This is a genomic window from Methyloparacoccus murrellii (assembly GCF_054657115.1).
Map to the genome: position 1 here is coordinate 1 of NZ_BAAHXD010000018.1, position 20186 is coordinate 20186.

Annotated in this window: 21 protein-coding genes; 15 read left to right on the forward strand and 6 right to left on the reverse strand. The window is 63.8% G+C overall.

The window, feature by feature from the left end; genetic code table 11:
* Window positions 1-57: 57 nt before the first annotated feature.
* From lipA to ACYQ1H_RS06920, 6 genes are all read right to left on the reverse strand, one after another.
* Window positions 58-1032, reverse strand: a complete 975-nt coding sequence (lipA, locus tag ACYQ1H_RS06895; protein ID WP_460027309.1) for a lipoyl synthase — start codon at window positions 1030-1032, stop codon at window positions 58-60.
* A 24-nt stretch (window positions 1033-1056) separates the two neighbouring features.
* Window positions 1057-1692: a lipoyl(octanoyl) transferase LipB gene (gene lipB, locus ACYQ1H_RS06900; protein ID WP_460027310.1), complete on the reverse strand. Its 636-nt coding sequence runs from the start codon at window positions 1690-1692 to the stop codon at window positions 1057-1059.
* Window positions 1689-3158 carry a magnesium transporter gene (gene mgtE, locus ACYQ1H_RS06905; RefSeq protein WP_460027311.1) on the reverse strand — a complete coding sequence of 490 codons (1470 nt, stop codon included), beginning with the start codon at window positions 3156-3158 and terminating at the stop codon, window positions 1689-1691. Before mgtE ends, lipB begins: the two co-directional genes overlap by 4 nt.
* Window positions 3159-3175: 17 nt before the next feature.
* On the reverse strand, window positions 3176-3472 hold the full coding sequence (locus tag ACYQ1H_RS06910) for a YbeD family protein (protein ID WP_460027312.1): 297 nt from the start codon (window positions 3470-3472) through the stop codon (window positions 3176-3178).
* 63 nt (window positions 3473-3535) lie between these two features.
* Entirely contained in the window at window positions 3536-4387 is an 852-nt protein-coding gene (locus tag ACYQ1H_RS06915; protein ID WP_460027354.1) for a D-amino acid aminotransferase, read from the reverse strand.
* 25 nt (window positions 4388-4412) lie between these two features.
* Window positions 4413-5561, reverse strand: a complete 1149-nt coding sequence (locus ACYQ1H_RS06920; RefSeq protein ID WP_460027313.1) for a D-alanyl-D-alanine carboxypeptidase family protein — start codon at window positions 5559-5561, stop codon at window positions 4413-4415.
* 150 nt (window positions 5562-5711) lie between these two features.
* Here ACYQ1H_RS06920 and mnmG point away from each other — a divergent pair, with 150 nt between their 5' ends.
* The 15 genes from mnmG (at window position 5712) to glmS (ending at window position 20162) form a co-directional block, all read left to right on the forward strand.
* Window positions 5712-7586 carry a tRNA uridine-5-carboxymethylaminomethyl(34) synthesis enzyme MnmG gene (mnmG, locus tag ACYQ1H_RS06925; RefSeq protein ID WP_460027314.1) on the forward strand — a complete coding sequence of 625 codons (1875 nt, stop codon included), beginning with the start codon at window positions 5712-5714 and terminating at the stop codon, window positions 7584-7586.
* Window positions 7583-8212: a 16S rRNA (guanine(527)-N(7))-methyltransferase RsmG gene (gene rsmG, locus ACYQ1H_RS06930; RefSeq protein WP_460027315.1), complete on the forward strand. Its 630-nt coding sequence runs from the start codon at window positions 7583-7585 to the stop codon at window positions 8210-8212. Before mnmG ends, rsmG begins: the two co-directional genes overlap by 4 nt.
* Window positions 8213-8218: 6 nt before the next feature.
* Window positions 8219-8983 (forward strand): ParA family protein, encoded by a 765-nt coding sequence (locus tag ACYQ1H_RS06935; RefSeq protein WP_460027316.1) that lies wholly within the window; start codon window positions 8219-8221, stop codon window positions 8981-8983.
* A gap of 22 nt (window positions 8984-9005) precedes the next feature.
* Window positions 9006-9887, forward strand: coding sequence for a ParB/RepB/Spo0J family partition protein (locus ACYQ1H_RS06940; protein WP_460027317.1), 882 nt, complete (start codon window positions 9006-9008; stop codon window positions 9885-9887).
* 49 nt (window positions 9888-9936) lie between these two features.
* Window positions 9937-10317 carry an ATP synthase subunit I gene (locus ACYQ1H_RS06945; RefSeq protein WP_460027318.1) on the forward strand — a complete coding sequence of 127 codons (381 nt, stop codon included), beginning with the start codon at window positions 9937-9939 and terminating at the stop codon, window positions 10315-10317.
* A gap of 20 nt (window positions 10318-10337) precedes the next feature.
* Entirely contained in the window at window positions 10338-11117 is a 780-nt protein-coding gene (gene atpB / locus ACYQ1H_RS06950) for a F0F1 ATP synthase subunit A (RefSeq protein WP_460027319.1), read from the forward strand.
* A gap of 42 nt (window positions 11118-11159) precedes the next feature.
* The gene (atpE, locus tag ACYQ1H_RS06955) at window positions 11160-11432 is read left to right on the forward strand and encodes a F0F1 ATP synthase subunit C (RefSeq protein WP_460027320.1); all 273 of its coding nucleotides are present in this window, start codon (window positions 11160-11162) and stop codon (window positions 11430-11432) included.
* A gap of 55 nt (window positions 11433-11487) precedes the next feature.
* Window positions 11488-11967, forward strand: coding sequence for a F0F1 ATP synthase subunit B (locus tag ACYQ1H_RS06960; protein ID WP_460027321.1), 480 nt, complete (start codon window positions 11488-11490; stop codon window positions 11965-11967).
* The gene (locus ACYQ1H_RS06965; RefSeq protein WP_460027322.1) at window positions 11967-12503 is read left to right on the forward strand and encodes a F0F1 ATP synthase subunit delta; all 537 of its coding nucleotides are present in this window, start codon (window positions 11967-11969) and stop codon (window positions 12501-12503) included. The genes ACYQ1H_RS06960 and ACYQ1H_RS06965 overlap by 1 nt, the downstream gene beginning before the upstream one ends.
* Before the next feature lie 15 nt (window positions 12504-12518).
* Window positions 12519-14060, forward strand: coding sequence for a F0F1 ATP synthase subunit alpha (gene atpA / locus ACYQ1H_RS06970; protein WP_460027323.1), 1542 nt, complete (start codon window positions 12519-12521; stop codon window positions 14058-14060).
* Between the two features lie 9 nt (window positions 14061-14069).
* Window positions 14070-14936 (forward strand): F0F1 ATP synthase subunit gamma, encoded by an 867-nt coding sequence (gene atpG, locus ACYQ1H_RS06975; protein ID WP_460027324.1) that lies wholly within the window; start codon window positions 14070-14072, stop codon window positions 14934-14936.
* A 46-nt stretch (window positions 14937-14982) separates the two neighbouring features.
* Window positions 14983-16365, forward strand: a complete 1383-nt coding sequence (gene atpD / locus ACYQ1H_RS06980) for a F0F1 ATP synthase subunit beta (protein ID WP_460027325.1) — start codon at window positions 14983-14985, stop codon at window positions 16363-16365.
* 27 nt (window positions 16366-16392) lie between these two features.
* Window positions 16393-16815 (forward strand): F0F1 ATP synthase subunit epsilon, encoded by a 423-nt coding sequence (locus ACYQ1H_RS06985; RefSeq protein WP_460027326.1) that lies wholly within the window; start codon window positions 16393-16395, stop codon window positions 16813-16815.
* A gap of 137 nt (window positions 16816-16952) precedes the next feature.
* Window positions 16953-18326 carry a bifunctional UDP-N-acetylglucosamine diphosphorylase/glucosamine-1-phosphate N-acetyltransferase GlmU gene (gene glmU / locus ACYQ1H_RS06990; protein WP_460027327.1) on the forward strand — a complete coding sequence of 458 codons (1374 nt, stop codon included), beginning with the start codon at window positions 16953-16955 and terminating at the stop codon, window positions 18324-18326.
* A 3-nt stretch (window positions 18327-18329) separates the two neighbouring features.
* Window positions 18330-20162, forward strand: coding sequence for a glutamine--fructose-6-phosphate transaminase (isomerizing) (gene glmS, locus ACYQ1H_RS06995; protein WP_460027328.1), 1833 nt, complete (start codon window positions 18330-18332; stop codon window positions 20160-20162).
* Window positions 20163-20186: the final 24 nt, after the last annotated feature.

Sequence of the window (20186 nt, forward strand, 5' to 3'; positions counted from 1 at the left end):
ATTGGGTATGGCTGGCTCGCTGGGGCCTGAATGATGAGGCGGCTGACGATACCCGGTCTATGCCATCAAAGCTACGGCCTGGGCGTCGGCATGATAGGACGAGCGAACCATGGGGCCGCTGGCGACGGATGAGAATCCCAGCTCCCTGGCAAAGTTTGCCAGTTCCTCAAACTCCCGCGGTTCTGCGAAGCGAAGCACCGGATGATGGGCAGGGCTGGGTTGCAGATATTGGCCTATCGTCAGCATGTCGCAGCCGTGCCGGCGCAAATCGGCAATCACCGTCTTGACCTCGTCAGAGGTTTCGCCGAGGCCGAGCATCAGGCCGGATTTGGTCATGACGTGCGGGTGGCGCTGCTTGAACGATTGAATCAGGTCCAGGGATTGGTCGTAATGAGCCCCGGGTCGGGCGGATCTGTAGAGGCGCGGTACGGTTTCTAGGTTGTGATTGAAGACATCCGGTAGCGCAAGAGCGAGCAGATCGAGCGCGATGTTCTGGCGTCCACGAAAATCCGGTGTGAGAATCTCGATGCGGGTGCTGGGTGAATGCGTCCGGATCGAGGCGATGCAGTCAACGAAATGCCGGGCCCCGCCGTCGCGAAGGTCGTCGCGGTTGACCGAAGTGATGACCACGTATTTCAGTCCCAAGGTACGCACCGTCTGCGCGAGATGCTCCGGCTCAGCCGGATCGGGCGGTTTCGGGCGTCCATGGGCCACATCGCAGAATGGGCAGCGGCGCGTGCAAAGATCGCCCAGGATCATGAACGTGGCCGTTCCATGTCCGAAGCACTCGGACAGGTTGGGGCAGGCAGCCTCCTCGCAGACGCTGTGCAGTTGATGGGCGCGCAGGATTTGCTTGATTTCCCGCACCTTGGCTTCATTCCCCAGTCGGGTACGTATCCAGGCCGGTTTGCGCGGCGTGGCTTCAATCGTGATGGGCTGAATGGGGATGCGCTTCACCTTGTCCTGATTGCGGTGATGCGTTTCCGGGCTTTTGCGGGAAGGTGCCGTCGGGTCGTTTTCAGAGTATTTCATGGTTATGGGAGTCGGCAGCTGGGTTCAGTGGGCTTGGTTTTCGATGGATGGGTAGCCGAGTGCATCCATCAGTGACAGTAGCAGAGATGGCATCAAGACCATCACGGAGCTGCGAATGCCCTGATCGGCCAGGCTGGTGACCGTCAGGCCCGCATAGCCGCAGGGGTTGATGGCCAGAAATGGCCTCAGGTCGGGATCAATGTTGAGGCTGAGTCCATGGTAGCTACACCCTCGCACGATGCGCAGCCCGACCGACGCGATCTTGGCCCCCTGGATATAGACGCCGGGCGCCTGAGGAATGCGCTCGCCCCGTATTCCGAACGGAAGCAGGGTGTTGATGACGGCTGATTCCAGGCGGTCGACCAGGCTGCGTATACCGAAGCCGGCTCGCTTGAGGTCGATGAGTGTGTAGGCCACCAGCTGTCCCGGACCGTGCCAGGTGATCTGGCCGCCGCGGTCCGTTCTGACGAGCGGGATATGGCTAGACTCCCGCAGATGGGCAGGGTTACCGTTCAATCCTAGGGTATAAACAGATGAGTGTTGCGTGAGCCAGATCTCGTCCGGGGCATTCGCCGATCTGGCGAGGGTGAATGCTCGCATCTCTGCCCAGACAGCTGCAAAATCCGTCAGACCCAGTTGGCGAATGTGAATGGCACTCAAGGCGTCTTGTCGAGAAACAGCTTGGCCAGGCCGAGAAAGATGAAAAACCCCATGCCATCGGTCATCGCCGTCAGGAGCACGCTGGTGCCGATGGCCGGATCCAGATCAAGGCGGTGGCGAATCAGGGGAATGGCGAGACCGGTGATGGCGGCCACGACCAAGTTCAACAGGGTTGCGGCCATCATGACCAGGCCGAGCTGGGTGTTGCCGTAGAGTCCATAGGCGAGCAGCCCCAGTACCGCGCCCCAGACCACTCCGTTGAGCAGGCCGATCAGAAGCTCCTTGACGATTAGGCGCCGCGTATTGGTCGAATTGATCAGTCCCAGTGCGATCGAGCGGACGATCAGTATGCTGGTCTGGTTTCCTGTGTTGCCGCCAATCCCGGCCACGATGGGCATCAACGAGGCCAGTGCGACAATCTTCACGATCGTGTCCTCGAAGAGACCGATGACGCGGGTGCTGGCGAAGGCCGTGACCAGGTTCACGGCCAGCCAGAGCCAGCGGTTGCTGGCACTTTTCCATACGCCGGAAAAAATGTCCTCATCCTCCAGGAGTCCGGCCTCTGCCAGCTGGTCCTCGTCGGATTTCTTGCGGATGAGGTCGACGATGACGTCGATACCGAGACGCCCTTGCAGGCGGTGCTGCTCGTCCACCACGGGTGCCGACAGCAGGTCGTAGCGCTCGAAGGCCCGGGCCGCGTCTTCGGCATTGTCATCCAGGCGGAAAAAGACCACGTCTCTGGCCATCACCGATGCCACACTGCGGTCGGAGCTGTGGGTGACCAGTCGCTTGAGGGAGAGCACGCCCTGCAGGATGCTGTTTTCGTCGACAACGAACAGCTTGTCCGTGTGTTCCGGCAGCTCGCCGCGGCGCCGCAGGTAGCGCAGCACGGCGCCGAGGGTGGTGTCGGCGCGAATGGTGACCATGCCGAAATCCATCAGTGCGGCCACGCTGTCGCCCCCATAGGCCAGCACCGATTCGAGGCGCTGGCGATTCTGGTCGTTGAGGCTCTGCAGCAGTTCCTGCATCACCTCCTCGGGGAGATCCGGGGCCAGGTCGGCGATTTCGTCGGTGTCGAGCTGCTCGGTGGCGGACAGGAGCTCGCTCTTGTCCATCGAGGAAATCAGTGTCTCGCGAACCGCATCCGAAACGTCGAGCAGGATCTGTCCATCCAGCTCGGACTTGACCAGGTTCCACACCATGAGGCGCTGCTCCAGCGGCAGGGCCTCAAGGATGTAGGCAATGTCCGCCGAGTGCAGGTTGTCCAGCTTCTGCTTGATGGCCACCTGATGCTGTTTGTGCATCAGCGTCTCAACCAGGTCGTGATGGGGCATGGTCTGGTGCTGGATGATGGTTTCCTCCAGCTTCTGTTTTTTGAGCAGCTCGACGATTTCTAGCAGGTGCTGCCGCAGGTGCTCCTCGGGCGGGCTGTTGATGCCGTCATCCTGGCGGGGGCTCTCGGCCATGACGGATCTCGGGGTGCTCAGAGCGCCATGATGACGTCTGGACTGGCGGTCAGGTCCAGGTAAATGGCGTCCAGCTGGGGCTTGCTGGTGGCGGTGATGGTGACGGTGACTGCATCGTATTTGCCGCCTTGGCTCTTGCGCGACTGCACCGGGCTGTCCTCGGCAAGCCGGGCATGGCGAAGGATGATGGCGATCACTTGGGACTCGAACTCCGCGTGCGTATGACCGAAGACCTTGATCGGAAACTCGCAGGGAAACTCGAGCAGGGTTTCGTGGTTGTCGGTCATGATGGCGATCCGCTGTATTCGGGTCATGGGCCGGAAGGCCGGTGGCGCCGGCCTTCCGGAGCGCGGGCGTGCTGTTGGGGAATGGGCGGCTCAGCCGGCCCGCGCGGACTCCCTGAGCATTTGCTTGTATGCCTGATAGGCGGACTGCAATACCGCCCACAGCGGGCCGGCCTTGCCCTCGCCGACCGGTTTGCCGTCCAGTTCGATGACCGGGAGTATCTCGCGGGTCGAGCTGGTCATCCAGATTTCGCTGGCCTGCCCCAGTTCGCTCAGGTCGATCGTACGTTCTTCCGTCGGAACCCCCTGGGCCGCTGCGAGTTCCAGCACCAGATCGCGGGTGATGCCGGGCAGAATGGCCGCTCCCTTGGGTGGCGTTACCAGCGTGCCACCAAGGACGATCATGATATTGCTGGCGGCGCCCTCGAGCACCTTGCCGTCGCGGATCAGGATGGCTTCTGCAGCGCCGGTGTCGAGGGCCTGCTGGCGGAGAAGCACGTTGGCCAGCAGGGTGATGGCCTTGATGTCGCAGCGATTCCAGCGGATGTCCTCGACCGTGATCGCCCTGATGCCCGCCGGAGGCGGGGGGGCAATCGGCGTGCACATGGCGAAGAGGGTGGGCGCGACGCCCGCGGGGATGGCATGATCCCGCTTGGTGGCCACTCCCCGGGTTACCTGCAGATAGATCGACTGGTCATGTGTGCCACTGATCAGGCGATCGAAGATGGCGGACCAGGCCTCGTCCGTCAGCGGCGGCTGCATGCGGATATTGGCCAGACTCTGGTCCAGTCGCCGCAGGTGCTCGGTCAGGCGCAAGGGTTTGCCGCCGTATACCGGGATCACTTCGTAGACACCGTCGCCGAACAGGAACCCGCGGTCGAGCACCGAAATCTTGGCTTCGCCCAGTGGCAGGAACTCGCCGTTGAGGTAAACCTGCATATCCATATCTGTCATTGCTGCCTTGGTCTCCCTAGCGCTTGATTAACATCGCCAACTCATCGAACAGGCGTTTGAACAGGCCGCCTCTGGCGACGGATTCCAGTGCCACCAGATCATCACGGGCGATGACCTGATCGTTGAGGGTGACCTTGACCTCGCCAAGCCGGGCGCCGGCGTCGATGGGGGCGATACTCTTGTTGTCGACTTCCATGCTGGCCTTGAGGCCGTCATATTGGCCGCGGGGAAAGGTGACATGGAAGTCCTGCCGGAGTCCCGCGGGGATGTTGGATTGCGCGCCCTTCCAGACATGCGCCTCGGTCAGCTTGATTTTGCCCTGATAGAGCTGGCGCGTCTCGAAATGCTTGAAGCCATAATTCAGCAGGTCGGCATTGCTGCTGGCGCGCAGCTTGTCGCTTTTGGCGCCCATGACGACCGAGATCAGGCGCATGTTGTCCCGCACGGAGGACGCTGCCAGGCAATAGCCGGCACCCTTGGTATGTCCGGTCTTGATGCCGTCCACCGTCGGGTCCTGCCACAGCAGGCGGTTGCGGTTCCCCTGCTTGATGTTGTTGTAGGTGAACTCCTTGATGGCGTGCCATTTGTAATATTCCGGAAATTCCCGGATCAGTGCCCGCGCTAGGGTGGCCACGTCGCGGGCACTGGTGTAGTGGTCGGGGGCGGGAAGTCCCATGCTGTTGACATAGTGGGTCTGTGTCATCCCCAGCTGTCTGGCTGTCTCGTTCATCCGTTCGGTGAAGCGCACTTCGTCACCCCCGATCCGCTCGGCGAGGGCGATACTGGAGTCATTCCCGGACTGGATGATCATGCCCTTGATCAGATTCTCGACCGCCACGCTGCTGCCGGGTTCGGCGAACATGCGCGAACCCTCGGCGCTGGCGGCCTTGGCGCTGATGGTTACCATGTCGTCCAGCTGCAACCGGTTCTGCGACAGTTCGCCGAACGTGATGTAGGCGGTCATCATCTTGGTCAGGCTGGCTGGCTCGAGCTGCGTGTCGGCGTTCTGCTCGGCCAGTACGCGTCCGCTGTTGGCGTCCATGAGGATGTAGGCCGCCGCGGCAATCGGGGGCGGCGGCGGGATCGCTCCGTTCTCCGCCTGGACGCCTGTACCGGCGCTGACGATCAGCGCGGCGAGTATGAATCGGAAGGGATGCTGAAACACGATGGATCGGCCCTTTCGGCAATCATTGGGGTCGCCCGGATTGTAGCATGGGGGGTGCATGGGCCGTGTCCGTTGAGGTTCCGCGTGCAGGCAGGGCCCCGCATGGTGTAATGTACTCCTGCTAGGAATCGGGTCTGCCTCTTACTCCATATGCCGTTTTCAGAAGCTTACGATGTCATTGTGGTCGGTGGCGGACATGCCGGTACCGAAGCCGCGCTGGCCTCCGCCCGCATGGGCTGCAGAACCCTGCTGCTGACCCAGAACATCGAGACCCTGGGACAGATGAGCTGCAATCCGGCCATTGGCGGCATCGGCAAGGGGCACCTGGTCAAGGAGATCGATGCCCTCGGTGGGCTGATGGCCCGCGCCGCCGACCAGGCGGGCATCCACTTCCGCATCCTCAATGCCAGCAAGGGGCCTGCGGTCCGCGCGACGCGCGCCCAGGTTGACCGGGTGCTGTATCGCCAAGCGGTGCGACAGGCCCTGGAATGTCAGCCGAACCTCCATCTCTTCCAGCAGACCGTGTCCGACCTCCTGGTGCAGGGCGAGCGTGTCGCCGGCGTGCGTACCGTGATCGGCCTGCGCTTCACGGCGCCCTGTGTGGTGCTGACGGTGGGTACTTTCCTTGCCGGCCGCATCCATGTGGGGCTCAACAATTACGAAGGCGGCCGCATGGGCGATCCGCCTGCCAATGATCTCTCGGCGCGCCTGCGCGAGCTGGCGTTCGCGGTCGGGCGTCTCAAGACCGGTACGCCGCCGCGACTGGACGGTAGAACGCTCGCTTACGACAGGATGACCGAGCAGCCCGGCGACGAGCCGGTTCCCGTATTTTCCTTTCTCGGCGCGCGCGAGGAGCACCCGCGGCAGGTTTCCTGCTTCATTACCCGCACCTGCGAGCGCACGCACGAGATCATCCGCGCTGGCCTTGACCGTTCGCCCATGTATGCCGGGGTGATTGAGGGCGTCGGGCCACGCTACTGCCCCTCAATCGAGGACAAGATCGTCCGTTTTGCCGAGAAGGACTCGCACCAGATCTTTGTCGAGCCGGAGGGGCTCGAAACGCGGGAGATCTATCCCAACGGTTTTTCGACCAGCCTGCCGTTCGATGTCCAGTACCAGGCGATACGGTCGGTGCGCGGGTTCGAGAGTGCCCATATCACTCGCCCCGGCTATGCCATCGAATACGATTACTTCGATCCCCGTGGCTTGAAGGCATCCCTGGAGGCGCGGCAGCTGGCGGGGCTGTTCTTCGCCGGGCAGATCAACGGTACCACGGGCTACGAGGAGGCAGCGGCGCAGGGGCTGGTCGCCGGGCTGAATGCGGCCTTCCAGGCCCAGGGGCAGGAGCCTTGGTCGCCCAATCGCGCAGAGGCCTATATCGGTGTCATGATCGATGATCTGATCTCGCGCGGCACGGTGGAGCCTTACCGCATGTTCACCAGCCGGGCGGAATATCGTCTGCTGTTGCGCGAGGACAATGCGGATTTGCGTCTGACCCCGACGGGGCGCCGCCTGGGGTTGGTCGATGACGCGCGATGGCGGGCTTTCGAGGCCAAGCAGCACGCAGTGGCGTCCCTCAGGGACAGGCTTGCCGGCGAGTGGGTGCGGCCCAACTCGCCACTGGCCGAAGCGGTGGCGCTGCTGCTGGGGGGCGCGGTGACGCGCGAGGCCAGCCTGCTGGAGCTGTTGCGGCGACCGGAAGTCGGTATCGATCAGGTCGTCGCGCTGATGCCCATGGCGGCGGAAACCGTCGGGCAGTCTGTGCGCGAGCAGGTGGAAATCCAGGTCAAGTATCAGGGTTACATCGACCGGCAGCAGGTCGAGATCGAGCGCCTGCAGCGCTACGAGCACTGGCGCCTGCCCGATGAGATGGACTACGCCAACGTGGTCGGGCTGTCCAACGAGGTGCGTGAAAAGCTCAGGGCCCAGCGGCCCGAGACCGTGGGGCAGGCCTCCCGGATTCCGGGAGTGACGCCGGCCGCGGTGTCCTTGCTGCTGGTCCATCTGAAGAAAAAGACCGCGTGACGGCGCAAGATGCTCTGCACGAGCGCCTGTCTGCGGGGCTCATCCGTCTGGATCTGGCGCTTGATGCCGCGCAGATCCGTGACTTGCTGGCGTTCCTGGCGCTGCTGCGAAAATGGGGCGAGACCTACAATCTCACCGCGATCAGGGAGTCGCTGGCCATGGTCGATCGGCATCTGCTCGACAGTCTGGCGGTGGCGCCGTTCCTGGCCGGAGAGGCGGTACTCGACGTTGGCACCGGCGCAGGTCTGCCGGGTATTCCCCTGGCGATTGCCTTGCGGCAAAAACGCTTTGTGCTGCTGGACAGCAGCGCCAAGAAGATTCGATTCGTGAAACAGGTGATCCTGACCTTGGGGTTGGAGAATGTGCAGGCCGAGGCCATGCGAGTAGAGGAATACGTGCCCGCGCAGGGCTTCGATGTGGTGTTGGCGCGGGCGTTTGCGGGACTGGATGTGATGCAGGCGCTGACGCGTCGCTTGCTGCGACCGGGGGGGCGCCTGCTGGCGCTCAAGGGTCGTCTGCCGGTCGATGAGATGGCGCGCTTGCAGCAGGCCGAGATGCTGCGCGTTCACCCTCTGTCTGTTCCGGGCCTGGAGGCGGAGCGCCATCTGATCGAGATCGGGGCGTAACCGGCCATGGGCAAGATCATTGCGATCGCCAATCAGAAGGGCGGTGTCGGCAAGACCACCACCAGTGTCAACCTGGCGGCCTCTCTGGTGACGCTGGGGTATCGGGTTTTGCTCGCCGATCTCGATGCCCAGGGCAACGCCACCATGGGATGCGGTGTCGACAAGCACGAACGTGGTCATGGCGCCTATGAGGTGCTGGCGGGGCGGACCTTTATCGGTGACGCGATCGTCAGCACCGACGAGGAGGGGCTCGACCTTCTTCCTGGAAACGCCGACCTGACCGCGGTGCAGGTCGAGCTGATGCAGCGCATCGGCCGCGAGCGTGTGCTGTCCGAGGCGCTCGCGGCCTGCCGCGATGATTATCATTTCATTCTCATCGACTGTCCGCCCGCGCTGAATGTGCTGACACTCAACGCCCTGGTTGCGGCCGACAGCGTGTTGATCCCGATGCAGTGCGAATATTACGCGCTCGAGGGGTTGTCGGACCTGGTCGGCACGCTGCAGAACGTGCAGGAAATGCTCAATCCCGAGCTCCATATCGAGGGATTGCTGCGGACCATGCACGACAGCCGCAGCCGGCTGGCGGCGGAGGTTTCCGCGCAACTGCTGGAGCATTTCGGCGACAAGGTTTTCGCAACCATCGTGCCGCGCAACGTTCGCTTGGCCGAAGCGCCCAGTCATGGCCTGTCCATCGTCCGGTATGACCGGGGCTCCAAGGGGGCTCAGGCCTATCTTGCGCTTGCCGAGGAAATCGTTCGGCGCAACCAGTAGAACCATTCGAAGAAACACATCAATGTCGGCAAAGAAGAGAGGTCTGGGGCGCGGGCTGGACGCCCTGCTCGGCGGGGCCAAGCTGGAGGCGGGGAGCTCGGAGCGGCTCAGGCTGGTGGGGCTGGACCGGCTCTCGCCGAGCGCCTTTCAGCCGCGGAAGGATATCGACCCCGTCAAATTGCAGGAGCTGGCCGATTCGATCAGCGCCCAGGGTATCGTGCAGCCGGTCGTGGTCCGGGAAGTCGAGGCCGAGCGGTTCGAGATCATCGCCGGCGAACGGCGCTGGCGTGCCGCGCGATTGGCGGGGCTGGCCGAGGTTCCCGTGGTCGTGCGGAAGGTTTCCGATCAGGCGGCCCTCGCCATCGCACTGATCGAGAACATTCAGCGAGAGAACCTCAATGCGCTGGAGGAGGCCGAGGCGCTCAAGCGCCTGCTGGACGAATACCGCATGACCCATCAGCAACTCGCCGATGCGGTGGGCAAGTCCCGGGTGGCGGTGACCAACCTTCTGCGTCTCAACGACCTGCAGGCGGACGTCAAGGCGCTGTTGGCCGGGGGGCGCATCGACATGGGGCATGCCCGCGCCTTGCTGGGATTGCCCGAGGTGCAGCAATTCCAGGCGGCGCGACAGATTGTCGAGGGCGAGCTGAATGTGCGCGCCGCCGAGGCTCTGGTGCAGGCGATGAAGGAGGCGGCGGTCGCTGGCCGGCCGGCAAGGTCTGCGGCGGTGACGGCGAAGGACCCGGATATCCGCCGTCTGGAGGACGATGTCTCCGCGCGGATCGGCGCCCCGGTTTCCATCCGGCACGGCAGCAAGGGGAGCGGCCAGATCATCATCCGTTACAGCAGTCTCGATGAGCTGGATGGTGTGCTGAGCCGTTTTCGCGGCGAGTTGAATCGTTGATCTCCGGGGTTGGCGCTGATAGAATCGGCGAACTTGTGCGGCCATGACCTTGAGCGCACCGTCCCCCCGATTCTTTCCCATCATTCGCTGGATTCTCTTGGCGCAGGGCCTCGTCGTCCTGCTGTCCGGGCTTCTGGGGGCACTGTTCGCGGGTGGTCGGGTGGGGCTTTCCGCGGGCTTGGGTGGCTTGCTGGCGCTGGTGCCGAATCTCTGTTTCGCGTGGAGGTTCGGTGTGCGCGATGATCGCCGGACGGCCAGGCAGGTGGTGCGGTCGTTCTATCTTGGTGAAACAGTCAAGCTTGCCCTGACGGTGAGCCTCTTCGCGGTCGTTCTGCAATGGCCGTTCGTCCATTTTCCGGCGCTGTTGTCCGGGTTTGTTTTGGTGTTGTCGGTTTTGTGGCTCTCGCTGCTGGTGCGCGGAGCAAAATGAAATGAATGGGGGTAACGAGCATGGCGGCTGAAGCGGCGCACGGCGGTGGTGGGGCGACGGGGTATATCGTCCATCACTTGACGCCTCTGTCGGTGGGCGAAGGTTTCTGGACGCTGCATCTCGATACCCTGTTTTTCTCCGCAGTGCTTGGCGGTTTCTTCCTGTTCCTGTTCAAGCGGGTGGCCGATGGTGCAACCTCGGATGTGCCCGGGCCCCTGCAGAATTTCGCCGAAATGCTGGTTGAGTTCGTCGACACGCAGGTCAAGGACGCCTTCCACGGCAAGAGCGCCCTGATCGCGCCGCTGTCGCTGAGCATCTTCGTGTGGATCTGGCTGATGAACTTCATGGACCTGATCCCTGTGGATCTGCTGCCCCTGATCGGTTCGGCCATCGGTCTCGAGTATCTGCGGGTCGTGCCGAGCACGGATTTGAATGCCACCTTCGGCATGTCCATATCGGTCTTCTTGCTGATTATTTTCTACAGCGTCAAGGTCAAGGGGCCTGTCGGCTTTGCCAAGGAGATGCTGCTGAGCCCCTTCGGCAAGTGGATGATCCCCTTCAATCTGCTGCTGAAGCTGGTCGAGGAGGTGGCGCGGCCGGTGTCGCTGGCGCTGCGACTGTTCGGCAACATGTATGCCGGCGAACTCATCTTCATCCTGATCGCCTTGCTGCCATGGTTCGTGCAGCCCCTGCTGAGTTTCCCCTGGGCGGTGTTTCACATCCTGATCATTACCCTGCAGGCATTCATCTTCATGGTGCTGACGATCGTCTATCTGAGTCTGGCGCACGAAGATCACTAGACCGACTTTCATTTTAATCACTGCTTGTCCTCTGGAGGAACAATGGAAATTGCATCGATCGCCAATGTACAGGGCCTGACCGCCATCGCTGTGGGCATCATCCTGGGTATGGGCGCCCTCGGAACCGCCATCGGTTTCGGCATTCTGGGCGGGAAGTTCCTGGAAGGCGCGGCGCGCCAGCCGGAGCTGGTGCCGCTGTTGCAGGTCAAGATGTTCATCGTGGCGGGTCTGCTGGACGCCGTGACCATGATCGGCGTCGGTCTGGCGTTGTTCTTCACCTTCGCCAACCCCTTCCTGTCTGCGCTGAAGGGTTGAGCTTGGGCAATCCGTCGCTCTTGCGCGGCGAACTGACGTAACGAGGGAAAGCGCTGTGAGTATCAACGCAACACTGATCGGCCAGATGATCACGTTTGCGCTTCTGGTGTGGTTCACCATGAAGTACGTGTGGCCACCGATTATGCAGGCCCTGGAGGAGCGGAAGAAGAGGATCGCCGAAGGTCTGGCGGCCGCCGAAAGAGGCCAGCACGAGATGGATCTGGCCGAGAAGCGTGCCAGCGGCTTGTTGCGCGAGGCCAAGGATCAGGCGGCGGATATCGTCGGTCTGGCGCAGAAGCGGGCTGGCGAGCTGGTCGAGGAGTCCAAGCTGTCCGCCAGGGAAGAGGGTGAGCGCATCGTTACGGCGGCACGCGCCGATATCGACCGCGAAGTGCAGAAGGCCCGCGAAGGGCTGCGGCAGCAGGTGGCCGAGCTGGCCGTCGAAGCCGCCGAGCAGATCCTCAGGAAGGAGGTCGATCGCGGCCGGCACAGTGAAATCATCGATAACCTCGGCAAGGCACTGGGCGAAAAATAATGGGCGAATTGACGACATTGGCCCGTCCTTACGCGGTGGCCGCCTTCCGGCGGGCCAAGGAAACCGGCGCCGCCGACGAATGGGCCAATCAGCTGGCCTTTCTCGCCGCAGTCACCGCCGACGCGCGCGTGCAGCGCGCGCTGGCAAATCCCAGGGTGCGTCGCGAGGCCTTGGCGCAGGCCTTCCTCGGCTTGTGCGAGGGGCGATTGAATCCGGAGGGCCAGAACTTCGCCCGCCTGCTCATCAGAAATCAGCGGCTGAACCTGGCCGGGGAGATCGCGGCGCTCTATGCCGCGTTCAAGGCCGAGGACGAGGGCCATGTCGACGTCGAGGTGGCGTCGGCCTTCGAGCTGACCGCGGAGGAGCAGGCCAGCCTCGGCAGGACCCTGGACGATGCCCTGGGCCGGAAGGCCAGGATGACCGTGACGGTCGATCATGATCTCATCGGTGGCGTGTTTGTCCGTGCGGGGGATCGGGTGATCGATGCCTCCGTGCGTGGCCAGATCGAGCGGTTGGCCAAGAAACTCAGGAATTAATTGCGAGAAACGAAAATGCAGCTGAATCCATCTGAAATCAGTGACCTGATCAAGGCGCGGATCGAGAGTTTCGATCTCGGCGTCGAGTCGCGCAGCGAGGGGACCGTTGTCAGCCTGACCGATGGGATCGTGCGCGTGCATGGTCTCTCCGACGTGATGCAGGGCGAGATGGTGGAGTTTCCCGGCAATACCTACGGCATGGCGCTCAACCTCGAGCGGGACTCGGTCGGTGCCGTGGTGTTGGGCTCCTACGAGCATCTGGCGGAAGGTGATGCCGTCCGTTGTACCGGCCGCATTCTCGATGTGCCGGTGGGCGAGGGCCTGCTGGGGCGCGTGGTGGATGCCCTGGGGCGGGCGATCGACGGCAAGGGGCCCGTGGCCGAGGCCGGTCGTTCGCCGATCGAGAAGATCGCCCCGGGCGTCATCGCCCGGCAGTCGGTGGATCAGCCATTGCAGACCGGTCTCAAGGCCATCGACTCGATGATCCCGGTCGGGCGCGGCCAGCGCGAACTGATCATCGGCGACCGCCAGACCGGTAAGACCGCCATCGCTATCGATACCATCATCAACCAGAAGGGCACTGGCGTTAAGTGCATCTATGTCGCCATCGGCCAGAAGCAGTCTTCCATTGCCAACGTGGTGCGCAAGCTGGAAGAGCATGGCGCCATGGCGCACACGATCATCGTCGCCGCTTCCGCATCCGAGTCGGCCGCGCTGCAATTCATCGCTCCCTACGCCGGCTGCGCCATGGGCGAATACTTCCGTGATCGCGGCGAGGATGCGTTGATCATTTATGACGACCTCACCAAGCAGGCCTGGGCGTATCGCCAGATTTCCCTGTTGCTGCGCCGTCCGCCGGGCCGCGAGGCCTACCCGGGCGACGTCTTCTACCTCCATTCGCGTCTGCTCGAGCGTGCGGCGCGCATCAATGCCGAGGAAGTGGAGAAGCTGACCGGTGGCCAGGTCAAGGGCAAGACCGGCTCGCTGACGGCACTGCCGATCATCGAGACGCAGGCGGGCGACGTGTCCGCCTTCGTGCCGACCAACGTGATTTCGATCACCGACGGCCAGATCTACCTGGAAACCAGCCTCTTCAATGCCGGCGTACGTCCTGCCGTCAACGCCGGCCTGTCCGTGTCCCGTGTCGGCGGCGCGGCGCAGACCAAGATCATCAAGAAGCTGGGCGGCGGCATCCGTCTCGACCTTGCCCAGTTCCGCGAACTGGCGGCTTTCGCCCAGTTTGCCTCCGATCTTGACGAGGCCACCCGCAAGCAGATCGAACGCGGCCAGCGCGTCACCGAGATCATGAAGCAGAGCCAGTACTCGCCCCTCAGCGTGGCGCAGATGGCGGTGTCGCTGTTCGCGGCCAACGAGGGCTTCCTGGACGACATTCCGGTCGGCAAGGTGCGCGATTTCGAGGATGGCCTGCAGGCATACATGAAATCCGAGCAAGCCGCCCTGCTGGACAGGATCAACAGCACCGGTGACTACAACGACGAAATCCAGGGCGGGCTCCGCGCAGCGGTGACCACCTTCAAGTCCACCCACACCTGGTAAGGCAGCGCCATGGCCGTCGGCAAAGAGATCCGCCTGAAGATCACGAGTATCAAGAATACTCAGAAGATCACCCGGGCCATGGAGATGGTCGCCGCGAGCAAGATGCGCAAGACCCAGGACCGCATGCTGGCGACCCGCCCGTATTCGCGCAAGGTGGCGCAGATCATCCGGCACCTTGCCACCGCAAATCCAGAGTATCGCCATCCCTACACGGTGGCCCGGCCCGTTAGCCGGGTCGGCGTCATCCTGGTGTCCTCCGACCGGGGGCTCTGTGGCGGCTTGAACGCCAATCTGTTCCGGCTGGCGCTCCGCAGATTGCGCGAGTGGTCCGAAACCGGTGTCGATGCGCAACTGGGCGTGATCGGGCAGAAGGGCGCGGGGTTCTTCAACGCCATCGGCGCCAACATTGCCGCCCAGTCCACCCGCCTTGGCGACAGGCCGCACCTTGAGGACATCATCGGCGTGATCAAGGTCATGCTGGACGACTATGCCGAAGGCAAGGTGGACGAAGTGCACCTGCTCTACAACGAGTTCGTCAACACCATGACGCAGAAGCCCAGGCTGGTGCGTCTGCTGCCGGTGAGCCCCGACGAGATGGCCGAGGACGCCAGCAAGGGCCTGTGGGATTACATCTATGAGCCGGATGCCAAGGAGGTGCTCGATCAGCTTCTGATTCGCTATGTCGAATCCCTGGTCTTCCAGGGGCTGGTGGAAAACAACGCCTGCGAGCAGGCGGCGCGGATGGTGGCGATGAAGAGCGCCTCCGACAATGCCGGCAAGCTGATCAAGGAATTGCAGCTGATCTACAACAAGGCGCGCCAGGCGGCCATCACCCAGGAAATCGCCGAAATCGTCGGCGGCGCAGCGGCGGTCTGAGCCGGCCTTTGAACATTACGCAGACAAGAGTTTTAAGAGGACAACCATGAGTTCGGGCAAAATCGTACAGATTATCGGTGCCGTCGTAGACGTTGAGTTCCCCCGCGAGTCGCTGCCGAAAGTTTACGACGCCTTGCGCGTGGAAGAAGCCGGGCTGGTCCTGGAAGTCCAGCAGCAGTTGGGCGACGGCGTGGTCAGGACCATCGCCATGGGCAGCACCGACGGTCTGAAGCGCGGCCTGGCCGTCGACAACACCGGCGCGGCCATCTCGGTGCCGGTCGGCAAGCAGACCCTCGGCCGCATCATGAACGTCCTCGGCGACCCCATCGACGAGAAGGGCCCCATCGGCGAGGAAACCCGCTGGGGTATCCACCGCAAGGCGCCCTCCTTCGAGGAGCAGGCCGCTGCCAACGAACTGCTGGAAACCGGTATCAAGGTGATCGACCTGGTGTGCCCGTTCGCCAAGGGCGGCAAGGTCGGCCTGTTCGGTGGTGCCGGCGTCGGCAAGACCGTCAACATGATGGAGCTGATCCGCAACATCGCCATCGAGCACAGCGGCTATTCCGTATTCGCCGGCGTCGGCGAGCGTACCCGCGAAGGCAACGACTTCTATCACGAAATGAGCGAGGGCGGGGTTCTCGACAAGGTATCGCTGGTCTATGGCCAGATGAACGAGCCGCCGGGCAACCGTCTGCGCGTGGCGCTGACCGGTCTGACCATGGCCGAGTATTTCCGCGACGAAGGCCGCGACGTGCTGCTGTTCATCGACAACATCTACCGTTACACCCTGGCCGGTACCGAGGTCTCGGCGCTGCTGGGGCGCATGCCCTCCGCTGTTGGCTACCAGCCTAACCTGGCGGAAGAGATGGGTGTGCTGCAGGAGCGCATCACCTCCACCAAGGTCGGCTCCATCACCTCCATCCAGGCGGTCTACGTGCCGGCGGACGACCTTACCGACCCGTCCCCGGCCACCACCTTCGCCCACCTCGACGCCACCGTGGTGCTGTCCCGCCAGATCGCCGAGCTGGGCATCTACCCGGCGGTCGATCCGCTGGATTCCACCAGCCGCCAGCTCGACCCGCTGGTCGTCGGCCAGGAGCACTACAGCGTGGCGCGCAAGGTCCAGTCCACCCTGCAGCGCTACAAGGAGCTGCGCGACATCATCGCCATCCTGGGCATGGACGAACTGTCCGAGGAGGACAAGCTGACCGTGTCGCGTGCCCGCAAGATCCAGCGGTTCCTGTCGCAGCCCTTCTTCGTGGCCGAAGTCTTCACCGGCGCGCCGGGCAAGTACGTCTCCCTCAAGGACACCATCGCCGGCTTCAAGGGCATCGTCGAGGGTGAGTTCGATGATGTTCCCGAGCAGGCGTTCTACATGGTCGGCAGCGTCGACGAGGCCTTGGAGAAGGCCAAGAAGCTCGCCGCCTAATTACCGGAACCGCAAGAGGTCACAGCCATGGCGATGACGATTCATGTGGACATCGTGAGCGCGGAGGCGGAAATCTATTCCGGGCTCGCCGAGATGGTTGTGGCGCCCGCCGAGATGGGCGAGGTCGGCATCGCCGCGCGCCACGCGCCCTTCCTGACCCGCCTGAAACCGGGCGAGGTACGGGTCAAGGTGAGCGGCAACGAGATCCATCCGTTCTATATCTCCGGCGGCATGCTGGAGGTGCAGCCGCACGTGGTCACCATCCTGGCCGACACCGCCGTCCGCGCCCGCGATATCGACGAGGCCGCCGCCCTGGAGGCTAAGCGCAAGGCCGAGGAGATGCTTGCCGACAAGACCGGAAAGATCGACTACGCCGTTGCCCAGGCCCAGCTGGCCGAGGCAGTGATGCAGCTGCGCACCCTGGAAAAGTACCGTTCCGGCCGCGCCTGACGCACCTCGCCTCCCAGCAACCCGGTGTGGCTGAGCGCTTGTGTGGCAGCTCGGTCACGCCGGGTTTTTTTATGGTCGCCCGCGCCGCTGCCGGGCGACTGCCGGTATCCACTTTCTGATCGACACCACGCCTGTTCATGAGTCTCGAGATCATCATCCTCGCCGCTGGCCAGGGCACGCGCATGCGCTCGGCCTTGCCCAAGGTGCTGCACCGGGTGGGCCACCTGTCCCTGCTGGAGCACGTGTATCGCCTGTCCGCCTCGCTCGCGGCCGACAAGATAAGCATCGTTTACGGACATGGCGGCGAAGCCGTGCGCTCGGCGCTGCCGCATCTTGCGGCCACCTGGGTCGAGCAGAAGGAGCGCCTGGGCACCGGACATGCCGTCATGCAGGCGGCGGATCAGATCGCGGACGATGCCAGCGTGCTGATTCTCTACGGCGATGTCCCGCTGCTCCAGCAGTCGACGGTGGAACGCCTGCTGGGCCTGACCGTGGACGGCAGCGTGGGATTGTTGACCGTGCAGCTGGCGAATCCGCATGGCTACGGTCGCATCGTCCGCGGACAGGCCGGCGAGGTGTTGCGGATCGTCGAGGAAAGGGACGCCACACCGGAGGAACGCGCGATCCACGAGGGCAACACCGGCATCCTGGCCCTGAACGGCGGGCGGCTGAAACGCTGGCTGTCGCGGCTGGAGAACCGCAATGCCCAGGGCGAGTACTACCTGACCGACGTCATCGGCCTGGCGGTGGCGGATGGCGTGGCGGTCAGAACCACCGAGGCCGACGGCATCGACGAGGTGCTGGGCGTCAACGATCGCCAGCAGCTCGCGCATCTGGAGCGGGTCCATCAGGCCGCCTGGGCCGTGAGACTGATGCGCGAGGGCGTGACCCTGCGCGATCCTGCTCGCCTCGATGTCCGCGGCGACGTCCAGATACTGGGTCAGGATAGCGAGATCGATGTCAACGTGATCCTCGAAGGCGCGGTCCAGCTTGGCGCGCGTGTCCGGATCGGCCCCGGCGTGGTGATCCGCGACAGCGTCATCGGCGACGACGTCGAGATCCTCCCGCACTCCATCATCGAGCGCGCCAGCGTCGGCGCCGGCTGCCGCATCGGTCCCTTCGCGCGGCTGCGGCCGGATACCTTGCTGGGCGAGGGCGTCCATATCGGCAACTTCGTGGAGCTCAAGAAAGCCCGTGTCGCCGGTCACTCGAAGATCAACCATCTCAGCTATGTGGGCGACGCCCGGGTGGGTGCGGGCGTCAACATCGGTGCCGGCACCATTACCTGCAACTACGATGGTGCCAACAAGTTCGAAACCGTCATCGAGGATGGCGCCTTCATCGGTTCCGATACCCAGCTGGTGGCACCGGTGACGGTCGGCAGGAACGCCACCATCGGCGCCGGTTCCACCATCACCAAGGACGCACCGCCGGATGCGCTGACCCTGAGCCGGGTCAGGCAGCTCACGGTGGACGGCTGGCGGCGTCCGCTCAAGCGGCAGGAGGGCTAGCCCATGTGCGGTATCGTTGGCGCCATCGCCTTTCGCAACATCACCCCGGTTCTGGTCGAAGGCCTCAGGCGGCTGGAATACCGGGGCTACGATTCGGCCGGCGTGGCGGTGCTGGGTGAGGATGGCCAGCTGCAGCGGGTCCGGCGGAAGGGCAAGATCCGGGTGCTGGAGGACGGTCTGCGCGAGACGCCTGCCACCGGCCATCTCGGCATCGCCCACACCCGCTGGGCTACGCACGGCGTTCCGTCCGAACGCAATGCTCATCCGCATGTCTGCCGCGAGTCGGTGGCCGTGGTTCATAACGGCATCATCGAGAACCACGAAGCCCTGCGGGTGGAGCTGGAAGCCAAGGGTTACGCCTTCGCGTCGGAGACCGATACCGAGACCATCGTCCATCAGGTGCATGAATGGCTGGATGCCGGCTTGTCGCTGCGGGAGGCCGTCCAGCGCACCTGCGCCCAGCTGGAGGGGGCCTATGCGATCGGTGTGATCTCGACCGCCAGCCCCGATCGCCTGCTGGCGGCGCGGCAGGGCAGCCCGCTGGTCATCGGCCTTGGCGAAGGCGAAAACTTCATTGCCTCGGACATCTTCGCCCTGGTCGGCGAAACCCAGCGCTTTGTCTTTCTCGAGGATGGCGATATCGCCGAGCTGACCACCGACAGCGTCCGCATCTACGACCGTGAGGGCCAGCCGGTCGAGCGGCCGGTGCATGAGACCGGACTTGCCGCCGATGCCATCGAGCGTGGCGAGTATCGGCACTACATGCAGAAGGAGATCCACGAGCAGCCGGTGGCCATTGCCCGGACCCTGGAAGGCCGGATTCGCGCTGGCCAGGTCGTCGATACCGCCTTCGGTCCCCAGGCGGCGCAGGCCTTCGACCGCATCCGGGCGGTCCAGATCGTGGCCTGCGGCACCAGCTTCCACGCCGGGCTGGTGGCCCGCTACTGGATGGAGGATATCGCCGGCCTGCCCTGCGATGTCGAGGTCGCCAGCGAATTCCGCTATCGCCGGCATGTGGTCGCGCCGGGCACCCTGTTCGTGACGATCTCCCAATCGGGCGAGACAGCGGACACGCTGGCGGCGCTCAGGGAGGCCGGTCAACTGGGCTACGCCCATACGCTGGCCATCTGCAACGTGCCCGAGAGCTCCATCGTGCGCGCCTCCGACGCCAGCCTCATGACCCGCGCCGGTCCCGAGGTGGGCGTGGCCTCGACCAAGGCCTTCACCACCCAGCTGGTGGCGCTGCTGCTGCTGGTGCTGGCCCTCGGGCGCCGGAACGGTCTGGAGCGGGCGCGCGAGGCGCGCATCGTCACGGAACTCGAATCGCTGCCGCGACAGGTGGAGCAGGTGCTGGCCCTGGAGGCGGCCATCCGGGCCTGGGCCGAGCTGTTCGGCGACAAGCAGGACGCGCTCTATCTCGGCCGCGGGCCGCAATATCCGGTCGCGATGGAAGGGGCCCTCAAGCTCAAGGAGATTTCCTATATCCATGCCGAGGCCTATCCGGCGGGCGAACTCAAGCATGGCCCGCTGGCGCTGATCGACGAGGAGATGCCGGTCATCGCTGTCGCGCCCAACAACGAACTCCTGGAGAAGCTGAAGTCCAACCTGCAGGAGGTGCACGCGCGGGGCGGGCAGCTGTTCGTGTTCGCCGACGACGAGGCGCCCCTGGCCAATATCCCGGGGGTGCGGCTGCTGCGCGTGGCCGAGACCGATGACGTGGTGGCACCGATCGTGTTCACCGTCCCGTTGCAGTTGCTGGCCTACCATGTGGCCCTGATCAAGGGCACGGACGTGGACCAGCCGCGCAACCTGGCGAAATCGGTCACGGTGGAATGATCTGGCCCGCCGGTTGCTTGCAAT